General features: G+C 57.8%; 18 protein-coding genes. 7 read left to right on the plus strand and 11 right to left on the minus strand.

The window, feature by feature from the left end:
• Positions 1-175 precede the first annotated feature (175 nt).
• Positions 176-2,947: an adenylate/guanylate cyclase domain-containing protein gene (locus VGF98_07505; GenBank protein HEY1681462.1), complete on the minus strand. Its 2,772-nt coding sequence runs from the start codon at positions 2,945-2,947 to the stop codon at positions 176-178.
• A 212-nt stretch (positions 2,948-3,159) separates the two neighbouring features.
• On the opposite strand from VGF98_07505, the gene VGF98_07510 reads away from it, so the two are divergent.
• Positions 3,160-4,308, plus strand: coding sequence for a hypothetical protein (locus VGF98_07510; GenBank protein HEY1681463.1), 1,149 nt, complete (start codon positions 3,160-3,162; stop codon positions 4,306-4,308).
• A gap of 101 nt (positions 4,309-4,409) precedes the next feature.
• Here VGF98_07510 and VGF98_07515 read toward each other — a convergent pair whose 3' ends face one another.
• The 6 genes from VGF98_07515 to VGF98_07540 all read right to left on the minus strand — a co-directional run bounded on the left by VGF98_07515 (position 4,410) and on the right by VGF98_07540 (position 10,963).
• A complete protein-coding gene (locus tag VGF98_07515) occupies positions 4,410-5,489 on the minus strand; it encodes a choice-of-anchor tandem repeat GloVer-containing protein (GenBank protein ID HEY1681464.1) in 1,080 nt (359 codons plus the stop codon).
• A gap of 619 nt (positions 5,490-6,108) precedes the next feature.
• Complete coding sequence (locus VGF98_07520) at positions 6,109-7,290, minus strand: M56 family metallopeptidase (protein ID HEY1681465.1); 1,182 nt, start codon at positions 7,288-7,290, stop codon at positions 6,109-6,111.
• Positions 7,287-7,670, minus strand: a complete 384-nt coding sequence (locus VGF98_07525; GenBank protein HEY1681466.1) for a BlaI/MecI/CopY family transcriptional regulator — start codon at positions 7,668-7,670, stop codon at positions 7,287-7,289. The genes VGF98_07520 and VGF98_07525 overlap by 4 nt, the downstream gene beginning before the upstream one ends.
• A gap of 67 nt (positions 7,671-7,737) precedes the next feature.
• Positions 7,738-8,934: a hypothetical protein gene (locus VGF98_07530; protein ID HEY1681467.1), complete on the minus strand. Its 1,197-nt coding sequence runs from the start codon at positions 8,932-8,934 to the stop codon at positions 7,738-7,740.
• Positions 8,931-9,959 (minus strand): AI-2E family transporter, encoded by a 1,029-nt coding sequence (locus VGF98_07535; GenBank protein ID HEY1681468.1) that lies wholly within the window; start codon positions 9,957-9,959, stop codon positions 8,931-8,933. The genes VGF98_07530 and VGF98_07535 overlap by 4 nt, the downstream gene beginning before the upstream one ends.
• Before the next feature lie 185 nt (positions 9,960-10,144).
• Complete coding sequence (locus VGF98_07540; protein HEY1681469.1) at positions 10,145-10,963, minus strand: glycine-rich protein; 819 nt, start codon at positions 10,961-10,963, stop codon at positions 10,145-10,147.
• Positions 10,964-11,446: 483 nt separating this feature from the next.
• On the opposite strand from VGF98_07540, the gene VGF98_07545 reads away from it, so the two are divergent.
• Positions 11,447-12,682, plus strand: coding sequence for a choice-of-anchor tandem repeat GloVer-containing protein (locus VGF98_07545; GenBank protein HEY1681470.1), 1,236 nt, complete (start codon positions 11,447-11,449; stop codon positions 12,680-12,682).
• 45 nt (positions 12,683-12,727) lie between these two features.
• Here the strand turns inward: VGF98_07545 and VGF98_07550 are convergent, their stop codons facing one another.
• The 3 genes from VGF98_07550 to VGF98_07560 all read right to left on the minus strand — a co-directional run bounded on the left by VGF98_07550 (position 12,728) and on the right by VGF98_07560 (position 17,165).
• Positions 12,728-13,345, minus strand: a complete 618-nt coding sequence (locus VGF98_07550; protein ID HEY1681471.1) for a hypothetical protein — start codon at positions 13,343-13,345, stop codon at positions 12,728-12,730.
• A gap of 1,205 nt (positions 13,346-14,550) precedes the next feature.
• The gene (locus VGF98_07555; GenBank protein ID HEY1681472.1) at positions 14,551-15,951 is read right to left on the minus strand and encodes a DUF1254 domain-containing protein; all 1,401 of its coding nucleotides are present in this window, start codon (positions 15,949-15,951) and stop codon (positions 14,551-14,553) included.
• Between the two features lie 395 nt (positions 15,952-16,346).
• The gene (locus VGF98_07560) at positions 16,347-17,165 is read right to left on the minus strand and encodes a hypothetical protein (GenBank protein HEY1681473.1); all 819 of its coding nucleotides are present in this window, start codon (positions 17,163-17,165) and stop codon (positions 16,347-16,349) included.
• 970 nt (positions 17,166-18,135) lie between these two features.
• Here VGF98_07560 and VGF98_07565 point away from each other — a divergent pair.
• From VGF98_07565 to VGF98_07575, 3 genes are all read left to right on the plus strand, one after another.
• Complete coding sequence (locus VGF98_07565) at positions 18,136-18,897, plus strand: choice-of-anchor tandem repeat GloVer-containing protein (protein ID HEY1681474.1); 762 nt, start codon at positions 18,136-18,138, stop codon at positions 18,895-18,897.
• Between the two features lie 168 nt (positions 18,898-19,065).
• Positions 19,066-19,920 carry a glycine-rich protein gene (locus VGF98_07570; GenBank protein ID HEY1681475.1) on the plus strand — a complete coding sequence of 285 codons (855 nt, stop codon included), beginning with the start codon at positions 19,066-19,068 and terminating at the stop codon, positions 19,918-19,920.
• A 136-nt stretch (positions 19,921-20,056) separates the two neighbouring features.
• On the plus strand, positions 20,057-20,446 hold the full coding sequence (locus VGF98_07575) for a VOC family protein (GenBank protein HEY1681476.1): 390 nt from the start codon (positions 20,057-20,059) through the stop codon (positions 20,444-20,446).
• An 11-nt stretch (positions 20,447-20,457) separates the two neighbouring features.
• Here VGF98_07575 and VGF98_07580 read toward each other — a convergent pair whose 3' ends face one another.
• Complete coding sequence (locus VGF98_07580; protein ID HEY1681477.1) at positions 20,458-20,757, minus strand: hypothetical protein; 300 nt, start codon at positions 20,755-20,757, stop codon at positions 20,458-20,460.
• Between the two features lie 1,042 nt (positions 20,758-21,799).
• On the opposite strand from VGF98_07580, the gene VGF98_07585 reads away from it, so the two are divergent.
• Both VGF98_07585 and VGF98_07590 read left to right on the plus strand, forming a co-directional pair.
• The gene (locus VGF98_07585; protein ID HEY1681478.1) at positions 21,800-23,221 is read left to right on the plus strand and encodes an alkaline phosphatase family protein; all 1,422 of its coding nucleotides are present in this window, start codon (positions 21,800-21,802) and stop codon (positions 23,219-23,221) included.
• Between the two features lie 86 nt (positions 23,222-23,307).
• The coding region (locus VGF98_07590) for a hypothetical protein (protein HEY1681479.1) at positions 23,308-23,598 on the plus strand (291 nt) is incomplete at its 3' end.

The raw sequence follows: 23,598 nt of genomic DNA on the forward strand, positions 1-23,598 counted from the left end.
GCCCTCCGCTATAAGCAAACACTCCGGCGAACCACCGGCCGGATATGCGAAAACCTCGCCATTTCCGACGTCGGCGCAATACATCAGCCCCTTAATGAGTCGCGATCGGTCCGCTTGCAATGCGAGGCTTAGTGAGTTACCTCAGCCAATGAGCACCACGTTACCCTGCTTGTGGTCAGGCTGTGTGCGCTGCTTCGATCGCCCGGTCTTCCGACCACGTCGCGCCTTCGGCCGCGAGCTTATCGATGGCGGCTTCGCTTAATGGCTCGTGCAGTGCGGCTATGAGCTTCTCGTAGCTCCACGTCTCCGTGGCCTCACGCTCACTCCCGAGTTCTTTGTATTGCAGATTGACGTAGCCGATGAGCCGCGCTGCATCGCTCACCTCTCCGCGCAGCGCCAAGAGCAGCGCGATATGCTGCAACGCGATCGCGATGCCTAACGCGTACTGTGTTTGTCGCGCCCAGTGCAGCCCCGTGCGAGCAGTCTCACGCGCCCCGTCCATGTCTCCCAGCGCGATGCGATAGGCGGCGAGGTTGAGGTAGGAGTCCGCCAATGTCGATGCGTTCTTGCCACGCGATTGGATCCCCAGGGCTTCCTCCGCCAGGCGGACTGCCTGCTCCACCTGACCGTCTCCGAACTCCAACTCCGCGAGATTTCCCAGCACCACGGCTGCCCCAGCCTCGTCTCCCCCCAGGGCGGTGTATGCGGCTAGCGCCTTGGTGTATTCCTCGCGCGCCGCTACGACATCACCACGAGCCCAATGAATAATCGCTTGCATGTTCAGGCACTCAATCACTCCCGGTGCATCCGCCACCGCGCGCATCGCCGCAAGCGCGCGTGCGCTCGCATCACTCGCTTCTTCAAGGCGGCCCGCCATTTGATAGAGACTAAGCGCAAGAGCGTGGAGCGCCCAAGCCTGCCCCTTCTCGTCGCCCACCGATTGGTATAGCGCGAGGGCGCGTTGCGCACAATCGCGTTTGCGCTTGCCGGAGGAAGCTACACCTAGCGTACGCCACATTCGCGCCGCCACCAGCGGGTGCATGGATTCGGCAAGGCCTGCTTGCGCTAAGCGGATCCAATACTGCCCTTCCTCTGTGAGCCCACCATGAAACCAAAGCGACCCTAGCGCTCCGGCGACAGCACCACCCAGCGCCAGATCGTGGCCGCCTTTGAGTGCCCACTCCAACACAGCGCGATAGTTGTCCAGTTCCAGTTCGACGCTCGTCAGCCACGCCGCCGTCGAGCCTGTGCCAACGCGCTCGTCGGCATCATGCGCCCGATCACAAAAATACGCCGCGTGACGGTGGGCTAACCGCTCGTGTTCGCCCGCTGCAACAAGTATCTTCAGCGCATAGGCGCGCGTGCTTTCAAGCAAATGGCAGCGTTCTCGCTCGCCCGCGGTGTCGGTCACGACCAACGACTTATCGGTCAGCGAAGAGAGCAAGTCGAAAATGTCGAGCTCATCGAGGTCCTCGCCGCCGCAGACGCTCGTTGCAGCATCCAATCCAAATCCCCCCGCGAACACCCCGAGACGCGCGAACAATAGCTGTTCTTGCGGCGTGAGTAAGTCGTAACTCCAGTCGATCATCGCGCTTAACGTCTTCTGACGCGGAAGCGCGTCGCGGCTGCCCCCGGTGAGGATCCGAAAACGTTCGTCGAGGCGTTGGGCAAGGTTGGGGATGCTCAGAATCTTGACTCGCGCAGCCGCAAGCTCGATCGCCAACGGAATGCCGTCGAGCCGCTTACATACCTCGGCCACGATGGGTGCGGTATGGTCGGTGAGCGTAAAGCGCGTATCGGCGGCCGCGGCGCGATTGGCGAACAGCAGGATTGCCCCGTACTGCAACGCTGTCTCTGCGGTTAAGCCGGCAATATCGGCCGGAAGCGGCAGCGGTGGAAGCCGATGTACGATTTCGCCAGTGATATCGAGCGCTTGTCGCGACGTAGTGAGGATTGCGACTTGCGGTGCAGACGTAACTATCGACGTCACGATTCGGGCCGTCGACTCTAACATGTGTTCGCAGTTATCAAAGATGATGAGCAACGTCTTCGGCTTGAGCCACTGGGCGATCGTCTCGTCGACGCGCTGGTCCTGTTGCTGTCGCATGCCCAAGGCCTGCGCGGTCACGCTCGACACCAGTTCTGGGTCGGAAATCGGTGCAAGATCGACAAACCACACCCCGTCGGGATAGCGATCGAGCAACTCTGCGCCAACGTGCAACGCGAGCCGCGTTTTGCCAATGCCGCCCGACCCAACCAGCGTAAGCAAACGATGGCGCTCGAGCAGTTCGCCGACGTCGGCGACATCGTGCTCCCGCCCGACGAAACTCGTGCGCTGTATCGGAAGATTGTTTGGGCGTGCGTCGAGCGATCGCAGCGTTGGAAATTCCGCCGGTAATCCCTCAATGCTGAGTTGCCACACGTGCTCGGGTTCGGTGAGATCTTTTAATCGGTGCGAGCCGAGATCGAGTAGTGACGCGCCTGCTGGCAGATCGCTGAAAGCGAGATCTCGAGTGACGCTCGATAATAGGATCTGGCCACCGTGACCGATCGACATCAGTCGCGCGACGCGATTGACGGCCGGTCCGAAGTAGTCACCCTGACGTTCCGCAGCTTCGCCGACGTGTACGCCAATGCGAATGGTCAATCCGCCGATTGCACGGAAGTCTTGCTCGACCAGTGCACGTTGCACTTCACACGCCGCCGCAACCGCGTCGGAAACGCGCGCAAACACAACGCAAAACGCATCTCCAACGGTTTTGAACACATAGCCGTCGCGCCGTTCGATGGCATCGCGCACGAGCGCGTCGTGGCTTTTGACAGCATCGTCCATCGCGTCGCGGTGCGATTCCCAGCGTTGCGTTGAACCTTCGATATCGGTAAAGAGAAACGCAACCGTGCCGGTCGGACGCGCCGAACCCGGACCCGAGTCGAGCGAGTTGACCATCGGTTTGGCGTTTCGTGTTAAGCCGCTTTCCCCTACGCCGAATCATCGCAAGAACTGCGCTTCCAGGCTTTGTCAAACACAACGCCGTCGGCAACCTTCGCAAGCGCATGAACGATATCTGCAAATTGGGACTGGAGGCGCACGGCTGCGCTAAAATACAGATTTCTGTCGTTGCAGTGATCTGCACGAAAACCGCGTGCGGGGCCAGCCCCGTGAAGTACCGAACGCATCGGATCGTGCGGCCTCTGCATCGGCTCGCCATCGGCGTATTCTGCATAGCACTGGGTGCGTGCTCGGGTCACGTAACTCCGATCGCGCCGATCTTGTCGACGCCCAATCCCGCGCCCGCCCATGCAATCGTCCAACTCGGCCTCAATACAGGGGTCAAGCCCGGGCTCAACGTGTTGTTGAGCGTCGGCGGCGCACCAAACCACCGGTTTCTGCTCGACACGGGATCGACCGGGCTTTGGGTCTATCCGCATGCGATCGGACGTTACACGGCGACGCCATACGTCGTGACAAATTCGTACGGCAGCGGCCTGATGTACGAAGGTGTCTTGGCCTACACGACGGTCGACTTCGGTAACGGGCTCGTCACGCAAAAAATACCGGTCGCGCTCGTTCGGCGGGCGACTTGTGTGTCGAGCGCAACATCCTGTCCGGCGACTCCGAATCAGCAAAACTGCCCGGGCGTGAAGCCGGGGCCGGATGCGGGGATTCGCTGTTTGGAAGCCGGGCGCAAATTATTCGGCACGTTCGGTGCGGCACTCGCAACGATTCCCGTCCCCTCGACGAAGCCGGTCACCGAGCTGTACAACGTTCTGTTTGGAATCGACCAGCCGTGGGCGGCCTCGTTTGTGGTTACACCTTCGGCAATCGAAGTCGGCCCGTACTCGATCGATGGATTCAAGATGATCCGAATGACGCTTGCGTCATCGCCTCCGGCACGGCCAATCCCGAGCGGAGCGCGCGGCTGGATAAAAACCGTGAATCTCTGCTTTGGCGTCGGCGCGTTACGGAACTACTGCGCGGCCACGACATTCGATACCGGCGCCTATAACGTCGAATTTCTGGGGCCGGTGAAGCTCCCGCTCGTGCAAACGCATTGCGGCGAACGCGTAAAGAGCGGGACGCCCTTTGAAATGCGCTCGCCGGACGACACCATATTGGAATCCTTCCATGCGGGGGAAAAAGCGAACTGGAACGTCGTTGTAAATCACCCTCACGGCACCAGGCCGAAAGTCAATACCGGGCTTACGTTTTACAACCGCGACGAAATCTTGTTCGACGCGGCAAACGGGCGCGTCGGTTTGCAAAAGCTAGCTACGCCCGGTCAGATTTCCCGCAACGGCTGCTTCTAGGCCAAGTAACGAATCGCGACCAAAGCCCACACGGCCTCGCGAACGCGAAGCCGTGTGGGCACGATACAAGAATTCTAAGTTGGTCAGAGGTGGTCCAAGACTTAGAATCCCGATATGGAGTAGATCGTCCCCTGGTCGTTGCTTCCGCCCTTTTCGGTCGTGCCGTAAAGCTTGCCACCGACGAGGGTAAGGTTAGACCGCGGGTTTGCGCCCTCGATCCCTCCGCCAAACTGAAAGATGGTTTTTACGGAACCGCGGGTCGTAACGGAAAACACGGTTCCACGCTTTCCATGAGGACCGTCGCTCATGGTGCCGTAGAGCGTGCCCCCGACTTTGGTTAGGCTCGCGCGAGGATAACCGCCGGTGTCGCCCTTTCCAGAAGCGCTGTAGAGCATCTTGAACGTGCCACCCGGTTTGATCGAAAAGACCGAACCGATGCCGGCCTTTCCCCCGTTGTAGGCTGTGCCGTACAGCGTTCCGTCGAGGTTGGTCAAGTAACAGCCGGAACCGCATGCTCCGTCGGCGCCGCTAAAGCGGTGGAGGACCGTTTCATTACCGCCGGTCGACACGCTGAAGACCGTGCCGTTACCAAAAACGCCGCCGACCCCACCGCTGGTGGTCGTCCCGTAGAGTTTGCCCGCGAGGTTAACCAAGTGGCCCTCCGGCTTGCAACCGTCGTCCTTAACCTCAGTGAAGAAGTAGCGCACTTTATATTGGCCGGCCGTCGAGATCGAGAATACGGTGCCGCAGTTGCTGTAGCTGCCCGTACTGCCGCCGTCGGCGGTCGTTCCATACAGCACCCCACCAACGTTAGTCAAAGCCGCCAGTGGTCTTGCGCCGTCACTGTTTCCGCCTTCGAAACTATATAGCGTCGCGAACGTGCCGGAAGGCGTGATCGAAAAGACCGTCCCCTTGCCATTCGCCCCGCCCGCTGAAGTCGTGCCATAGAGCGTGCCGTTCAGAGCGGTAGGGCTCGCGTACGGTATGGCACCATCCTTTTTGCCCTGGAAACTATATAGTAGGATAAATCCATCACCATTGGGCGAGATCGAAAATATCGTCCCTTTGTCGTACTTTCCGCCACTGGGAGTGGTGCCGTACAGAAGATTGCCGACCTTGAGCAAGCCGGAAATAGGCGTCGAACCATCGCTCGAGCCGCCCGCAAAGCTGTGCAGTATCATTTCCGGCGCGCCGTTCTGGCGTACATGCTCAGTACCTGAGGTCAGTCCAGATAAGGGACCCGGTGGTAACGACTTGCTGCCGCCGCATGCGGTCAGTAGAGCGGCGCTCAGACACGCGCCGAGAAGTGTGGATACATGTTTCATGAGTTTCTAACTCCGAACTCGACTCCGCGCCTGCTACGCATCGTCTAGAGGGCAGCGTTACCTTAGGCCTAAGCCAAGATCGCAGATCGCCTTAAGGGGCTGGCTTACCGGAAACCTGGATGCAAAAAGCCTCAACTCGGCGCATCAGGAAAGCCCCTACTTGCTAGCTTGCAATTTTCTGATATTTTTGTCAACGTAAGGCAACCGCCCAGTTCGCGAATTTCACTTATACTGTAGTGACGAGAATGCTTTCGCAGACCAGACTCTGGAGGGGATTGGACATGACTCAATCCACTCTTTGCCCGAGTCGGAGCGCAGTCGCAGGCATTATCGTGTCGGCACAGTCATCGCGTTAGCAGTTCGGGTATCGTGCGGGCGGAACACGCAATGCGTATGCACGTCGACGGCGTCGGGATTCCAGGTGCGCGAAAATGAGGGCGGGCGTTCGCGCGTCGAGTTCGATGGGACGCGATAACTACGGTCCGATGTCGGCCCTAAAAAGATATTTCCCACCCGACACCGCCTTACAGTTCCGAATCTCCGGCTTGTAAGTCGAGTCACGAGCTGCGACTAAGACGGCGTAGTCGAGCGTGTCGTTTCCGGAACTCTTTACCTTTATTATATCGGACGGGTTTCCGTGGGCGGTAACGGTAACTGCCAACTCCACTGTTGCATTAGGATGCGCTTTGGCGAGGCCTTCCGGAATGTTGGGTCGCACGGGTTTTATGATCTCGACGGGTGACGAGCAGCTTGCGTTGGCGCCGAGAGCCCTTGGATTTTGGAAGGCAAACCCGAGAAGCGCGAATAGAGCGGTGGCTGCAGCAACAGCGACATAGTTTGTTTTCACTTGGATAGCCTTTCCACTTAGTAAACGCTCGATACGGCCGACAAGAATTCGCTTCGGCCAGATCGCGCTCGGAGTGAGCAAACTTGTTTTAGTGTGCGGAACACGGAGCGCCAACGTCGCTAGACAGGAGGCAAAGCTGTTAGGACTGCTCCCGGCGCTAACGGCCCAATCGTCGCACGCAGCCTCCCGCTCTTTCACAAGTTGACGACCTATGAGGTACACCCACGGGTTGAAAAACAGCAATGACTCGATGGCGCGCTGGACCACATTACCGAGCACATCGTGACGGGCAATGTGGGCGCGCTCGTGCGAAATTATAGCCGCCAGGTCGGAAGGGGAAAGCGCGTCCACAAGATCGTCGGGAACGACGACTACGGGATGCCACAACCCAGCCGCTATCGGGACGCTAACCAAGGGCGAAGTAAAGACGCGGTCGCCGATTTCCGAATGAGGACCGACGGAGCGCAAAATACGGCCGAGGCGAAAATAACTAATCGTGAAGCGAACGATACAAGCAACGAGCCCCACGCCCCAGATGACGGCAAACCAGACATCGGCTTCGCTTGACGTTTGTTCCGTCAGTTTCGAAATCGCGCTCGTCGTCTGCGCAACGGAACTAAAAATGGTTGATGAGGGCGTGTCGAAAGAAAGTTGCGCGATCAACGGCAGAATCACCAGCGCCATGAGGGACACAAACCAAACGGCATAACGCGTCGCCGCGTGCCGACGCGGCACCAGCGCGGTTACGCCTGCAGCAATCACAAAAATGAACGCGCCCTGCCAAAGACTAGCCAGCAGCACCTCGATCATGATGCGTTTTTACGGGGTCCGAGCAGCCGTTTAATTTTTAATACGTCGGCATCGCTTAGGTGCGTATCGTCGAGAAGGGCGACAGCGAAGTCGCCCGGCGAGTTCTTAAAGAACCGGTCGAGAATGTGTTTGATCGCGGATTTTGCCGCATGTTCGCGCGCGACAAGCGGACGATATACGTACGCGCGGCCCTCACCTTGGTGCGCGACGTACCCTTTTTGCTCGAGCGTTCGCAACGTTGTTAGTACCGTCGTGTATGCCAGTGGTGGCGGCAACAGAGCATCCACCACGTCGGCCACCGTTGCCCGGCCACGTTCCCAAAGTACTTCCATGAGCCGAAGCTCATGGTCCGTCAGAGTTAGCGATTTCTTTCGGGACATCGTGCTCCGTACTACTACGAATGTAGTACTACGCTATCACGAACAAAACATCCCGTCAACTAGATTTCTAATAATCGTTGGTGAAGTTCGATTTCAACGTGCCGTCGGTGTTCTTGGCGACCGTTAGTGTGACGCGCCCGCCGTCCATCACGATGCGAGTTGGGAGCGTCGTCGGACAGCGTGCGCCTGGGGAGCGACCGCGCTCGAGGTCGCGTGAGAATTGGTAGATCGTGCGGCCGCCGTTCGTTCGATTAAAGTACAAGACGTAGGGCTTGCAACGCCCGGCCCCCTCGGAGTAGATCGCTAGCTGATCACCGTTGGCGTACGAGACCAGCGCGCAAAGATCCGTTGCATAGCAACGATCGACGGCTTGGCCAACGCTCCCATCGTCAAACTCGATATGCTGCGAGACCGGCGAAGCGAATGAAGGCGTACCGCCGAACGTCATTATGCGAAAGTTCGGGCGCTGCACAGTTCGGGCTGGTATAACCCGCGTCGGCGTTGTTCGCGGCGGCTCGGATGACGGGCACGCAGTAACTGACGCGGTTTCGCTGCGCGCGCCGGTATAGTTAGGTGCCCCGCTCCCCATTGCACCCGCAACTACGTATTGCTTGTAGGCTTCCGCGGTGCCGGCCGGGTCAGCGTTTTCGTACAGGGTCGGCAGGCCGGCCTGTGGCTCCACCTGTGAGATTGGTCCTGAAAGGGGCTTGAGCTTGAACGACCCAACGACGCCGAACTGCGAATAGACCGCCGCGCTCCACGCCCAATCTATCGCAATTCTTGGACGCGACGCAGAGAACGTTGCGGTCCAGGTTACGGGGCCGCTGGAACGCGGAAGGAATGACTCCGGCGCCTTGTACGGTAGCGCATCGAATAGCGCTTCCATCGAAACTTGAGACGGCGAATACGCGACGTTGAGTTCCTCAGGGCCGCTCCACAACCGGCGGGGTACTTGTATCGACGGATCGAGGACGACGGTGCTGTCGGGCACCGTGATGACGTACGGCCATCGGCCGAATGTGATGCGCGATTCACGCACGTCGATCCGAATCGGCGACGTTATCGCACCGCCGTCGGAGGTGTGAACGGCCTTCATTACACTGGTAAACCAGATGGTTGAGCCGGCCGGTATGGGCGTCATCCCGAAGGTGTCGAACCGCACACGGATCGCCGACGTGCACGACGACGTGTTCTGCGTTTGCGCGCTGGCACCGCGCGAGAACAGCAACATGCACGCCGCTATGAAGAAAAACCAACGCATCACTTCTGCTCGTTCGCGGCGCGAATGGCTGGAGCGATAATGCGCACCACGAGCACTTGCAACACCGCCGCGGCCGGTACGGCAAGGAAGGCCCCGCCGATACCAAGCAGCGTTCCGCCCACGACCGTCGCCAGGATGATCAGCAGAAAGCTGAGCTGAACTCGTTGGCCGAAGATAATCGGCGAAAGCACGTTTTGGTCGATCACCTGAACGACGGTGAAAATCACTAAGGCGATGAGCATCTTCGACCAGCCACTCGTCGCTAGTACAACCAGGAGAATGATCGGCCCGGAGATCACGGCGCCAAGCATCGGAATCGCCTGAAAGATTGCGGCGATAAATCCCAAGAGTAAGTAGTATGGTGCGCCAAGTAGTGCCAGCGAGATGCCCATAACGATGCCGACGATCGAACCATTGATGACGACGCCTCCCACGTACGCGCTCAGGCGCTTCGCAATGTCTTCAAAGGCGTCACGCCACTGCGAGCGAGGCTTGGGGGGCATCAAGCTCAGTACAAATCGCGACAGCTCATCACTCGACAGCATCCAACCGACGGCGAGCAGAAGAATGAGCAGACCGTTGCCGACTGCGGCGACGGTGAGCGCCGTCCCGCTGAGCAGGCGAACGCCGATGACGCTGGCCGCATTGCCGGCACTGCCGGCTAAGGCGCCGGCGATCTGGCGTGCAGTCTGATTATTTTCGAAATGACGCTGCACCACCTCAAGTTGCGTTTGAAGCGCACTTGCATAGCCCGGTAACGATTGGACCAACTTGATGAGCTCCGCTCCGAGCGGCTGAATGAGCACGGCTCCAATCACCACGATTACCGCGATGACAGCAAGGAACGCTAGCCCGACCGCAATGCCATACGGTATTCGCTTCGCCATTCGATCGACGATCGGCCGAAGCCCGGCAGCGAACAGCACGGCGGTAAACATCAGGAGCAACGCCGAGAGCGCTCCCGAGAACACGTCCCATATCAATACGGCGCCGGCTACGACCGCCGCGCCGATAAGCCAGCCGCGCATGCTATTCATCTAATACGCCTCATGTGAAGGAAGCCTACAATAGAATAGAGGTTCCCCATCTAGACGGGGCTTCCGTTATTCCACGACGCTCGCGGCGCCGAACACTCCTCAGATGCGCACTGCACTCCAATCGGGTCGGCTAATCGCGTATGTTAGGTCGACGCATCGCTGCTATAAAACGGCGGTCACTGCTGCCACTCGATCGTTACGTAACCACTACCCGTGTTAGCTTTCCAGCCTCTGTACCATCGAAAACCTTTAGCACTCGGTTCTACGAACGACGAGCCTCCGCCGCCGCCACCCCCACTGCCATCATAGTATCCGCCGCCACCGCCGCCGCCACCACCATAATATCCACCGCCTCCGCCTCCGCCCGCCGGACATCTCCCACCGCAAACCGACTTGCCTCCGGCGCCGCCAACTCCTACGTTGCTGGCCCTTCCGTGTTGTCCGTGCGCAGAAGAACCGCTACCGCCCTTCCCACCCAAGCCACCGTGCGTTTGCGTACCACCAGCTCCCCCATCTCCAGCGCCATTGCCATAAGCATCCTGGCCCCGTTCACCCGTACCCGATCCGCCTTGACCACCAGTGCCTTGCGAGTAACTACACAAGTCACCGCCTGCACCGCCTCCCCCGCCCGCAACAACAATCCGATCGGTTAAACTTTGCCCACCCTCGCGTACATCGCTCGCACCTCCACCGCCGAACGGACCACCACAGTAACCCCAGCCTTCGCCGTTCCCACCACCGTTAAATCCGCCGCTGCTGCTATTAGAAACGCCGCCAACGTAAACGTACAGCATTTCATTTGATAGTACGGGCACTACAGCATGAACGCGTCCGCCACGTCCGCCCGGCGCATAACCCGTGCTACTTCCACCCGATGCGCCGTCAGCAATGATCGTGACTTGCGTTACGCCACTGGGGACTTTAAAATGTTGCGGCTTTCCCGTGTAGTCAAATGATCTAAACTGTGCGACTGCGTAAGAACGAACGAATGGCATTGTTTTTGTTTGCGAAAGATTCCCGCTTGGGGAAAGTCCCGCGCATCCTGAAATCAGACTTGCGCATCCAAGAACCGTTATTAGGCCTGTCCGTCGTGAATAAATCATTTTAACCACTCACCTATTCAAACTTGACCGAACGAAGAAAAGCGCTGGGCGTGATACCGTCTGCCCGACGTTCAGCGCAATGTAGCAGCGACCTGTTCCCGTGCCGCTTCGGGAATCGATCCTTTCTTTATAGGTCGAGCATCCACGCCCACCCCGCCGCCATTGCCGGCCGATCGGAAGAGCCTAGTGAGCCAAGCTAGGCAAGCGTTGTGACATACACACGATCACGTAGTCGCGACAAACTCTTCTCTTTTAGCGTTGCCTGTAGCGTGCGGTCGCAGCATTCACGTCCTGGATCGGTTCTTCGCCGGGGTTGCGTCCCGACAACGCGAACGATCTTCTCGATCGTCGATTAGCTATGGGGGAAACCCGCCAATGAGCATCTCCACTACGAGTCGCTACGCCTTGAGTCTGAGCGCGGCTGCCGCATTGCTTGCAGGCTGCGGCGGGTCGCAGCCCCCGCTGAGCCTGTCGCCGGACGGATTGGCGTCGCAGCAATCACGCGGAAGTCAGGCGTACCACATACTCCACGAATTCGGCGACTCAGCGGGCGACGGCACGAACCCGACCGCAGAACTCATCAACGTCAAGGGCACCCTGTATGGCACGACTCGTAACGGGGGCGCCAACGGCGCTGGAACGGTGTACTCGATCACCAAGACCGGCGAGGAAAAGGTGCTTTACAGCTTCTCAGGCCTGGCATTCACGAGCTCGAGCGACGGCGCGCAACCAACGACGCGACTTGTCAATGTCAACGGCACGCTCTACGGCACCACGTCGGCGGGAGGCACGCACATGTGCGGCGGTGTTACCTGTGGCACCGTGTTCAGCATCACGACGAGCGGCAAAGAGACGGTGATTCATAGCTTCGACTACAGCACGACCGATGGCGCTTTGCCCGACGCAGGCCTGATCGACGTAAACGGCACGCTGTACGGCACCACGTACGCAGGAGGAGCGCACCTGTGCGGTGGGACTTATTGCGGCACGGTGTTCAGCATCACGACGGGCGGCACGGTAAAAGTGCTGCACAGCTTTGGCGAGACCAATGATGGCATGTATCCTGAGGCTGCGCTGCTCGATGTCGGCGGCACGCTCTACGGCACGACCTCCGACGGCGGTAAGTACAAACGCGGAACTGTTTTCACCGTCAGTACGGCCGGACAGGAGCACGTCATCTACAGCTTCGGGGCGACCGGGTTTCACGACGGCACAGATCCTACGTCCGCTTTGGTGAACGCTGGGGGCACGCTCTTCGGCACCACGGAGCAAGGCGGCAATGGTTCGAGCGGCACGGTCTTCAGCATCACGAAGTTCGGCCGGCAGAATTTAGTGTATAGCTTCAACGGGAGCGACGGCAGTCAGCCCATCGGAGGTGTAGTCGCCGTGAAGGGTGTGCTCTATGGCACGACCTTCGCGGGCGGTGTAAAGAACGTCGGTTCGCTCTATAGCGTGACAAAGAGCGGCGAGGAGAACGTCGTGCACAACTTCAGCGCCGGAAGTGGCAAAAATCCCATCTCAGGCCTGCTCGATGTAGGTGGCACGCTGTACGGCACGACGTATGGCTCCATCTATGAGCAACACGGAAACGTCTACTCGTTCACGCCGTAAGACACAAACAGATACTTTCGCAGCGAGCTCGTGCGTCGCACTAAGCTATTTCTGAGGATCGTGGGGGTTTGTTGGCACTATCGTCCAGGCGTTGCGTTCGGGGTGATAGACCAGGGCAAAGCGCGCTCGCGCGTTCCCAATCGGAACTAGAGTGATGCGACGATTCGCGTACAGCGCAAATAAACCGCGCGTTGAAATACCATCAGGACCATCGTCGTCATAGGCGATCCAGTCGAAATTCCGCGCTACCGCTATTGAATCACCGTCGCGAACATCTGACACCAAGCCGCGGGTGAGCTGTTCTTCAAGTGCGGACCGCGCGTAACGTGACGGTAAGCCTTCTCGGACCAGGCGAACATTGGCCGCTTGCGTCATGGTGGCACACATCGCGATAGCACCACACAGAACGATTTGTCCCGGCACCACCCGCCAACGCAAGAGTATCGCTTTTGCGAATGCGGTTCCGATAAGAGCAACTCCGAAGGCCTGGAAAAACACTGGGAGGTAGCCCAAGCCGAGCTTGAGCTCGTGCTGATATTTGATCGTCAACGCGATGGGTAGTGCCGGCAGAACGAGCACCAGAAGGCCGACCCAAACAAGCGGCGCGACTCGTCCTGCGTCATTGCGAACCACCTCGCGAAGACACCACCATGCGGCGAGCATAAACGCAATAAACACAATTGGGGACAATGGAGCGTTTCGAAAGAAATCGCCAACGTCCGCGCGACTATATATTCCCGAAGGATCAAAGGCCCAGTAACTTAGGGGAAACGCTGCGACAATTTGGTAACCTGCGGTACGTACGATCGCGAGTGGGTCCGATCCGATTGCATAGATCGATCCTGACGGCAGCCCTACGATACGGCGCATTGCCAGCGCAAAACCCGTTAAGGAGGCGGCAATTAGGACGTACGGCCACGACATCCGGACGATTTCGGTTCGGCCCCTTCGTACCAACGCGGTGATCGCCGGATAGATCAAGCATAGGGGATACACATCTTCGTACGTGAGAGCTGCGATCGCATAGAACATGACTGAAGCAATCCGCATCGCGATACTCCGCGTAACGAGTGCACGTCGAAACGCCATCAGCGATGCGAGCATTGCGATCATCACTACTTGAGGCATCGCGTTGTACGCGAGAATTGAGTCGTGGTACCCGCGTTCAGTGAATAGCGTTACTACGATAAGAGCGGAAAGGTTTGCCATCGCGGCATTTGTATATCCCTTTACACACCGTCGAAACAATTCGACGGTAATGAGTGTCATCGCGACCAACAACGTCTTATACGCGACCAAATTAGTGAAGATATAAAAGACGAAATACTTCTCAACCACTAGTCCCGGATAAAAACGTCCGTTGCCGAGGAACCACTCTTCGAAGGAACGCAACATCGCCTGCCCGAGCGACAGCCCGTCAGCCCTGAGCACGCCGTTAAGAACTGAGTAGAAGGCGTCATCGCCCAACCATCCACTCCAAAGTGCGGGCGAAATAATGGAAAACCCGAGGACCGCCAAGATGATCGGGAACCATCGCGAAAACCTGGATACGTAACTCAAAGCATCGGCACACGAGCCGCGTTTCTACTCGGGCTTAAACTTTTCTCATGGCCTGATGCGCCGCAACCGTTCATATATTGTACCTTGTCTGATAGTCCTAAGCACCGAGTTGTTCCTTGGATCGTAGTCGGTCACGTGCCTCGCGGACTTTTTACGTTTTCGACGTGAAGCTCCCAAGATAAATCAAACCCTAGCACTCATGCCCACCGCAACCCCGCCACCGATCGCTACGCCATTATAGTTGCGACCGACTCGCAATCCGGCTCCTATGCGCCTCGATGCAAGCGCCGCGATCGGTGGCGAGGCGGCTACGTGGCGACGGTTACCAAGGGCGGCTTCCATTGACCATTAATCGCGGACTCCTTCGGCCAATAAACGCGTAAAATCATGAAAAACGGCCCTGCAGGCGCCGGTAACCAGTTCGACTCCTCATTCGTGCCGGGGGACGTACTTTGGATGTAGATCGTTAGTCCGCCATCATTATCCAATTTCAGGCTTGGAAGCATCGGTGAGTTAATTAGATACCTGCTAATGGGATTTGCGACCAGAAGTTGCTGCGGCAAGTTGTACAGGGTCACCGACCAAAATGCTCTGGCCGGAGGGAACTCACCCTTAGCGAAGTGGATCGTATAGTTAGCAGAGCCACTAAGCGGCTGACCATTCGATGATTTCGTGATTCCAAAATACTGGGCTTCCGCTACGCTATTCCCAAGTATTCCGTACTGCGCTCCGACCGCTCGATTCAGATAGTTGTCGTGCATCTCCTCAGGAGTCCCAAAGAGATCGTTTGTACCCGTAACCGCAGCGCGAGCGGTGTCGATTCCTTTTTGCCCAGCCGCCATGCCGGCGACATACGAGCTGGCCCGCGAGCCCGCATCGAACGGCTTACCCGGGACGATACCGATGCTCGCAAAGCTTTGCCGAAGCGCAACCTCACTCGGACGCGTCGGACAAAATTGTAAGATGAAGGCGAGGAGATTGAAAGCCTGTGGTGACGTGCGCTCCTCTGCTGGAGTCAGTGGTGGAAGCCAATCTACCGCCGGTGCCGCTGGTGGTGCGGTTGTCCCGAGGTATGACGACAACGATTGAACCGTGTACCCGGCCTGAATCTTCCTAACGTTATCGAGGTCCGAGGGTCCAAAAAGCTGCGTGCGGATTCCAACGAGCCCGAACTCCGTGTCGAAGCGAACAACCTTCGTAATGGCGCTTGGCGTCGGGCCCTTCCAATCTGGCCCGACGATGAGGATTTTGGCGCCGCCATTGCCCGTTGTACGCGTACCCGCGTAGGCGATATTATACGTGTATTGATCGACGAACTGCGCCGAGTAGTAACGATTCTTTTCGATCGCAGGCATCGTAAACACGAGCCCGTCAGCTCGTAAATCGAGGCCGATAAATGAATATGGCGTATCGGAGTTCGGTGTTTGAACAGTCGTGTCGGCGGGAGTGTAGACGTTCGCACTGTTGACAAGTGTATTAAAAGGTCCCTTGAAGGCTGGGGTTCTCGAATCAATGAAGTAGCCGAACATAATCCGGTAGAGGTCAACCATCGGAAATCCATAGATATACGCTTCTCTAGCCGCAGCCTCTATCTGCGCAGGTTGTGCACCCTGGGCCGCGGCGGAAGGCGGAAATGCCGCTAATAAAAACACCATCGCGAAGAAAAGAGCCGTGGACAACCGGGGTTTGCCTGCAACAGGTTTCATCATGGGGAGTCCTTTCAAATCCGCGTGAATAGGGCGCGGTATAGTCACGACCTTGTGAGCCGAGCATAACATTAAGCGGGAAGCCGGGCTATCCCAAAAGGGAATCGCCGGGTGTGGCTGGGCGCGCGGGTCAGCCAAGTCTCCCACTCGTCTCACGTGGTACGCAAACGCACGGTGTTGGGGTGGGAAGGGCAGTAAAGCGAAGCAATGGTGCTGCGCCTAGACCGGATGGCGCGAATGGTACTCGCGCTTGAGGGTGCCAGCGGGGCGAGTCGCACCGCCGATGCATCGCGCATGGAGTATGCACATCGGGATGGCGTGAAAAGGCGTTATCCTATGAAATCTTTTCGTCGTGTGCGAGCTCTTGCCGCAGTGATCGACAGTGCGTTCGCGACTATTCAGCGCTCTTCGTGACTAAGCGCCATACCTTGAGAGTAGTCCAGTCCGGTTGCGACTTTCAGTTGAAACGCGCCCGGAGGATAAGGGCTGATGTAGATATTATGGTCGGCGTAATTGGAGTAGTAGATGTTTCGCTGGTTTCCGCCAAGAACGATTTGCGTAGTGAAAACACCGGTGTTCACGACCTGGGACGGCTCCTTTTTCCCTGGCGGAAATATGTCAACGGTACCATTGCCGGTCTCGACGACGATGATGTTTCCGGAGCGATCGATCTGTAACCCTTGCGGCGCCCAAATATGCATACCCAAGACACGGCCGTCCGTAGAGTTCGGAGCGAACTCTTCAACGCTACCGTGACCTTGGCGGCCGCGATACGCCACATACAGGTTCGATGCATCGTCGACGTTTATGCCGTCAGCTTCGATGCCCGGGGTCTTTATCGTAGTATCCGGCGTCGTTTGCCGCCGAGGGTATTCGGTGATGGTTCCGTTGCGGTTAGCGGCGTAAAGCCTGCCCGAATGATCGGTTACGATGTACAACGGACTTGCGGTATCGTTGTAAGTCATCCAAGGATGCACGGTGCCCGGACGATAGGCTGTTATTGTGTTGGTATTGGCGACGTACAGGCCGCCTTTCGCGTCCGCGAACAGCCCGTAGGCACCAGCGACGCCGTCGGTAATTGATCCGACGGCGCTGCCATCTTTCTCCCGGAAGATCACAACTTGGTTGCCGCCGGCAACATAGATGAGCGCTCCTGTAGCGCGTTTTGCGTCCAGCCAGCCGCGCGGCTTCGACCCGAAGACCAGGGGTCTCAGCACGGTAGGCGATGGATCGGGAACTCCCGACCTTAGTTCCGACGATTGACCTACGGATGAGCTTGCGAACGACGAGACAACCGGAGCACAACCGGCCGACGCAAGTACGGCGGCGACCGTCACAAGAAAGACTGGAATCGTACGCATTAAACGTTACCATCACTTCGTAAAGAGCAGCGGAAAAGTGCTTAGCCTTGTCGCAGGGCCGTTCCTACGGCGCGACACGACGTACGCTAGGGCCGCACCGGACCTTGACCCGAAAACGTGGCGCTCCCCTCTGCTGAGCGACTAAGCTACCAAGCCACGCGAATGGGCTTGCATGTCGCGCAGCGGCTTATCGATCGGCGCGTGAACCGAAAGTAATTCAGCGATGAGCTTTGAAGGGTGGTCTATCAGTCCCGAAAGGCGAATGTATGCGCAGTGTGCGTCCTCTTCTTCTCGTTCTCGCCATGGCATTAATTGCGTCGCTTATCGATTGCTCGGCGCCGCAACAATCACTCGTAGTACCGCGCGGCGCCACATTCGCCCGGTCCGGCGCCACGACGGCAACTGAAACGCTTCTACACTCGTTCGCGGGAAATAGTGACGGATCGTATCCTAACTCGTCTCTCGTGGCGGTCAAATCGCTCTTCTTCGGAACGACGAGCAACGGCGGTAGCGGCGGTTGTACGAAAGTTGACGGATGCGGAACGGTGTACACCATCGACGCGTCGGGCAACGAGACCGTGGTCACCGCGTTTAAGGGCGCCACGGACGGAGAGGCTCCGAACCAACTTCTGCTCGATTCCGATACGACATTTTACGGTACGACACAGTACGGCGGGAGCTCCGCTGCACGCTCAAACGAGGCAATACGACCGGATGTGGCACGGTCTTTCAGCTTTCCCCTTCCGGCTCGGAAAAGGTTATTTATCGCTTCCCAGGCGGTGAAAAAGGGGCGCTTCCATCCTCCGGGCTAAGCAATTTTAAGTCGGTGTTTTACGGTGAAGCGGCTGCCGGCGGAAAAGGCGACTGCGATACCGCCGACCAGCCCGGTTGTGGGCTCATCTATAGCGTCACCAAGTCGGGTCATGTCAAAGTAATTTATACGTTTGCCGGCGGCACCGATGCCGGCTCTCCGAGCGGCGGCTTAACGGCCGACAAAGGTGCACTGTACGGAACGAGCACCGCGGGTCGCAAGGATCCGGCGTGCGAATCCAGCTACGGCTGCGGGGCCGTTTTCAAAGTGACACCTTCGGGAAAGGAAACAGTTCTTCACGTTTTCACCGGAAAGCGCGACGATGGGGTGCTGCCGAAAACCGGTCTCGTTTTACTGAACGGAACGTTCTACGGCACCACGTTTACTGGTGGGACGTACGATTGTGGGACGACCGCCTACTTCTTCGGTTGTGGAACCGTCTTCGAAATTACACCTTCCGGCGCCGAAAAGACGATTCACAATTTCAAAGGGGGGAGTGATGGCCGCTATCCGAGCGGTCTTTTCGTCGTCAACGGCGTTCTCTATGGAACGACGAGCGGCGGAGGCGACGCCTGCAAGCCCTACGGAGGATGTGGAACGTTCTTCAAAATGACCGCTTCGGGTGAGAAAAAAATCCTCTACTCCTTTCCCGGAACGCCAGATGTTAGCAGTCCTATTTCCTCGTTTTTATACGAAAACGGGACGTTTTACGGCGTCTCGGGCGGCGGAGGTTCGCATGCGTTGGGAACGGCTTTCGCAGTAACGCTGCAGCCCTGACGTGTTTTGTCTGCAAGCTGGATGCGTTACGTAGTCGAATTCGAGCGAAGAGCCATGAACGGACAGGTGGTAAGAATGAGTTACTCCAGAAGCATTTCCATCGTCAGTGTTTTGCTATGCCTTGTTGTGACCTCGGGGTGCGCTCAACTCTCGCCGAGCGTGCATCCGATGCCATTTGCTCGCGCGGACGCGGCGGCGCGATCTCGGACGTTCGAGTACACCGGTAGATCACAACCATTTATTGTGCCGGCCGGCGTAACGCAAGTAACGATCCTCGCCGACGGTGCGGCCGGCGGGAGCGTAAGTTATCCGCAAGTTGGCGGGCGCGGCGGTCGCGTTTACGCGATAGTGCCCGTGCAGCCGAACGAAACGCTTTACGTGCGTGTAGGTGGCACCGCAGACGGAACTAAGGGTGGCTATAACGGTGGGGGTAACGGTGAATTCATTCAGTCGTACAACGCCGGCTCGGGCGGCGGTGGCGGAGCGAGCGATATTCGTGAAGGTGGAAAATTGTTGAGTAATCGGATCGTCGTTGCGGCAGGCGGCGGTGGTTCCGGTTTCCACGGTTACAGCAACGACGGAGGGGCAGGCGGACCGGGTGGGACCCGCACCGGCGGCAAAGGCGTTAAGGGGCAGTATGGCGAGGCCGGGTCCGGTGGAAACGGCGGCGCGCCGAATCATGGCGGAAAGGGCGGCAAGCGCGGCGACGGCTGCGACTACCAGCACTGCAACCTTCATGGGCAAGCCGGTCGACGCGGCACGTTCGGCATCGGCGGTGACGGAGGCGGAAATAGCTGCCCCGCCAGCTGTTTTCCGGGCGGTGGCGGCGGCGGCGGCGGTGCTGGATGGTACGGTGGCGGGGGCGGCGGGTCCGGCGTATCGTCAACCACGGATACCGGCGCCGGCGGGGGCGGTGGCGGCGGATCGTCGTACGTCGAACCGAACGCGATAGGCGTTCGTATGTACAGAGGCTGGAAAGATGCTACCGGCAATGGCGTTGTAACCCTTAGATGGCCTCAGTAGTCAAGACTCCCAATAGTGTCTAAACAACTTCGTTCAAGTTCTGCCATTGGCAATAAGGGTTTTCGCCGCGATTGCGGTTGAAGCTCCCGAGACGACGGGTACAAGTGCGCTTGACGCGTTACGAAGAGGTACGAATATGAAAATACAACTTGGCACGGTTTGGCATTTCAGTCTTGCCGTCAGAGACCCGGAGAAGCACGCGCAGTTTTGGACCAAGAACTTCGATCTGCAGGAAATGTTCCGGTCCGATGAGGCCATCGCGCTGACGAACGACGCCATGATCATCGGGTTCTTCAAAGGCACACCACATCCAGACACGATCGACCACATATCGTTTCACCTCGACGGTACGCGCGCGCTGCGCGAAGCGCTCGACACGTTGAAGAAAAATGGCGTAGAACTGGAAGACCCGGGTGACGAGATCGGCCCTACATCGCCGGGCTCGCCGCATTTAGGCTTGTGGTTTCGCGATCCGGACGGATATCGCTGGGAGCTCTCGGTTCAGAACGCTGCGCGCGGTTCCTGAACGATTTTGCGTTAGTCGAAGGTCGCTTCGTCGACCTCATCTACCGTCCCGGACGCGACCTGTCGTGCGCCTTCGTAAAGAGCGAACTGCGAACCAGTTGCGATGTTTTCTACGACGGGAGCCACATCAGGGTGTCCTAGCATCGTAATATGCGCGGGACGCGTTCGTCCCACAACCATTTCGGAGACTTCCTCCAAAAGGGTCAACCCGAAGCGGACGTTCGAAAACCTAAATTGGATGTGCGGCATGTAGCGCATCGTCAACGTGCGGTTCACCGACGGCGTGATACTTGCTTTGAATCGGATCGGCATGCAAAGTTCTCCAAGGCCTGCCCACTTCAACAATCGCGAAGGTTGAGGCCTCGCTCGCGATGCTTGGCGGAGCGGAACGCCCTAGCGCGAACCACGCAACCATGGCGACCCAGTTCGACGCGGGCCCGCCGGATTCGGCTCGTCCTACCGGCACGGTCACGGCGTCCGGCAGGCACAATATCCCTTACACATCGCGATCGCGCTGCAGCAATGTCGCGCTGCTCTTGGCGCTACGTGGAGAGGCGAACAATACGGCGCGGTTGTTCGGCTAAGTCAATCTGCAATACAAAGAATTCGGCAATGAGCGTGCGCCCACGGAGCGGTGGGGCTACGAGAAGCTCGTGGCCGCATTGCACGAGCAGCTGATCGAAGCCGAGATAGAGACCTTCGGCCGAAGGTGTGGCGTGGTCGGAAGATCAGGCGGCCGAAGCAGCGCTCAAGGTTTGACCACAAGCACAGTAATGCCCGGCGCAACGGCCGCCCGCACTCTGAAACGTTTCACAACATCGGCAAACCGCAAACTCTTGAAGTTCGGACTGGCGTAACGCAAATCAGCGTCGTTGCTGATGACGCAATGGGCGGAAGTGTAACCGATCAATAACTTGGCGGTCTTTAAGCTTAGCGCTTCCAAGGCCGGTCCAAAATAGCAGCGCGCGGTCGCGGCTCGGACAGGCGTAATGACACTATCGTTCCGGCAGTGGTTGGGCGGCACAGTATTATACTCAAAATATGCTCACTCGACTTCCATGCGAACGTCGAGATACGTCTGTATGACGCATCATATTTCCGACGATCTCTAGGCCTCGCGCATCGTCGAGCGGCATCCAGAAATTGACCTAGGTATACTATCCTTGCAAATGAACTTTTGGGACAGTGCTGTGCTCTAGCCTCTTCCACAATGCGCAGGTATGCAGAGCTATGATGCAAACTATCGCTAGCGAATGAGCGGAGCAGACTTGTTGATTCGCTTGCCGGAGGACAATATTTTGAGGTTCGCTTCCAAGCTGGCTTCGATTTCGCCAGCAGCTGCGAAAGCACTAACATGACTTGGACCACCGTTCGATCGCTCTCCCTTTTCGTTTGTGTCGCGCTGACGTCGTGCGCAGGTTCAAGCGGAAGCCACGTGGTGCCGTCGTCGTTCGCAAGTGCCGCAGCGTCGTCTAGCAAGATACAGCACATCGTCATGATCGTTCAAGAAAATCGCAGCGTCGACAATTTGTTCGCTACGTTTCCCGGGGTCGATGGCGCTACATTTGGCTATTACTTAAAGAAAGTCAACGGCAAGTATGTGAAGACAAAAATTGCGCTGACAGAGAAGCCTCTAAGTGGTGGCCTCGACTTCAATCACGACTCTAAAGCGTACAACTATGATTGTGACGGGAAGGATACGTATCCCAAAACGTCCTGCGATATGGATGGTTTTAACCTAGAAGGCTACAATAACAATAATCCCGCGGGTACGATCCCGTACCAGTATATCGCCCCCAAAGATATTAAGCAGTATTGGGATCTGGCCAAGCACTTCGCCCTTGGCGATCATCTGTTTCAAACGCAAGGAAGTGGTAGTTTCACCGCACATCAGGATCTCGTTGCCGGCGGCACAATGATCGCCGATACGCACTGCGGAACATCGAAACCTACTTGCGCTCTCATCGATTACCCGGGGCCTTCTGACTTCAATGATTGGGGCTGCAAGGCAACTCAGTACACAACCAATCTGCTCACGCAGAAAGGGAAGTATCTCGCGTGGATGGGCCCCCCGCCGTGCATCTCATATCCGACGCCCACGATGCGAGATCTCATGGATGCAAAGAACGTAACGTGGAAGTACTACGCACCGCCATACAATAAAGAGGAACTTAATGGCCTGTGGAACGCCATGGCGGCGCTCAGTGAAGTCTATAATGGACCGGAATGGAAGACGAACGTGTCGATGCCCGAGTGTAACATCTTCGCGGACATCAAGAGCGGCGTGCTACCGCAAGTTTCGTGGGTCATTCCAGAAGCTCAAAATTCAGATCATCCCGGCGGGCCCTCGGCCCCGGATAATGGGCCAGAATGGGTAGGCGCCGTCGTCGATGCGATTGGCAAGAGCGCCTATTGGAAATCGACAGCAATCGTAATCCTTTGGGATGACTGGGGAGGCTTCTACGACCACGAGCCACCGCCGTTGTTCGACAATATGGGTGGCTTGGGCTTTCGCGTGCCGCTGCTCGTCGTCTCACCGTACGTACCAAAAGGTGAGATCTCACATACGCAGTACGAGTTCGGAAGCGTTTTGAAGTTTGTCGAAGGAACGTTTGATTTGGGTTCGATGGGCACCACCGACGTCCGCGCAACCTCGATCGCGGACATGTTCGCGCTGAACCAGAAGGCGCGACCGTTCGCGCCGGTCTCCGCGCCCCCGTCGAGTTCGTTCTGCACGGATCAGAAGTCGCTACATGAACCGATCGATCGCGAGTGAAATTGCAAGTACGGGTTAGCTGAATCGGCTCGTCCCGATTCAGCTCGCTTGCGGAGGTACAAACACTACTTTCGAAGGAAGATAAAATGAATAGTCGCACACGCACGTCTTCTTTATTCTTAATGGCTGCCGTACTCGTGTGCGGTGGCTGCAACGCTAGCGGCGGCGCCGGATCGGCAGCGCAGGCGATCCCGCAGCAACAAGCGCTACATGCCGAGTTGCAGCCTACGCTGGTAAAAGGCAACACGCCAGTCCAGCACATCATCGTCATGATCCAAGAGAATAGAACCTTCGACGATTTCTTTGCAACGTTCCCCGGCGTCGATGGCACGACCACCGGCAAGGAGAGCAACGGCAAAGTCATCGCACTCAAAGAA

Origin of the sequence: Candidatus Tumulicola sp., from assembly GCA_036490475.1 — a bacterium.
Taxonomy (GTDB): domain Bacteria; phylum Vulcanimicrobiota; class Vulcanimicrobiia; order Vulcanimicrobiales; family Vulcanimicrobiaceae; genus Tumulicola.

Bases quoted from the DNA above. Each gene is read 5' to 3' on its own strand.
- VGF98_07540 (HEY1681469.1), bottom strand. From the start codon at position 10,963: ATGCCATTCGTTCGTTCTTACGCAGTCGCACAGTTTAGATCATTTGAC.
- VGF98_07550 (HEY1681471.1), bottom strand. From the start codon at position 13,345: ATGCTCGCCGCATGGTGGTGTCTTCGCGAGGTGGTTCGCAATGACGCA.
- VGF98_07585 (HEY1681478.1), top strand. From the start codon at position 21,800: ATGACTTGGACCACCGTTCGATCGCTCTCCCTTTTCGTTTGTGTCGCG.
- VGF98_07570 (HEY1681475.1), top strand. From the start codon at position 19,066: ATGCCATTTGCTCGCGCGGACGCGGCGGCGCGATCTCGGACGTTCGAG.
- VGF98_07575 (HEY1681476.1), top strand. From the start codon at position 20,057: ATGAAAATACAACTTGGCACGGTTTGGCATTTCAGTCTTGCCGTCAGA.
- VGF98_07515 (HEY1681464.1), bottom strand. From the start codon at position 5,489: ATGATACTGCACAGCTTTGCGGGCGGCTCGAGCGATGGTTCGACGCCT.
- VGF98_07535 (HEY1681468.1), bottom strand. From the start codon at position 9,959: ATGCGCGGCTGGCTTATCGGCGCGGCGGTCGTAGCCGGCGCCGTATTG.
- VGF98_07505 (HEY1681462.1), bottom strand. From the start codon at position 2,947: ATGGTCAACTCGCTCGACTCGGGTCCGGGTTCGGCGCGTCCGACCGGC.
- VGF98_07545 (HEY1681470.1), top strand. From the start codon at position 11,447: ATGAGCATCTCCACTACGAGTCGCTACGCCTTGAGTCTGAGCGCGGCT.
- VGF98_07580 (HEY1681477.1), bottom strand. From the start codon at position 20,757: ATGCCGATCCGATTCAAAGCAAGTATCACGCCGTCGGTGAACCGCACG.
- VGF98_07525 (HEY1681466.1), bottom strand. From the start codon at position 7,670: ATGTCCCGAAAGAAATCGCTAACTCTGACGGACCATGAGCTTCGGCTC.
- VGF98_07555 (HEY1681472.1), bottom strand. From the start codon at position 15,951: ATGATGAAACCTGTTGCAGGCAAACCCCGGTTGTCCACGGCTCTTTTC.
- VGF98_07520 (HEY1681465.1), bottom strand. From the start codon at position 7,290: ATGATCGAGGTGCTGCTGGCTAGTCTTTGGCAGGGCGCGTTCATTTTT.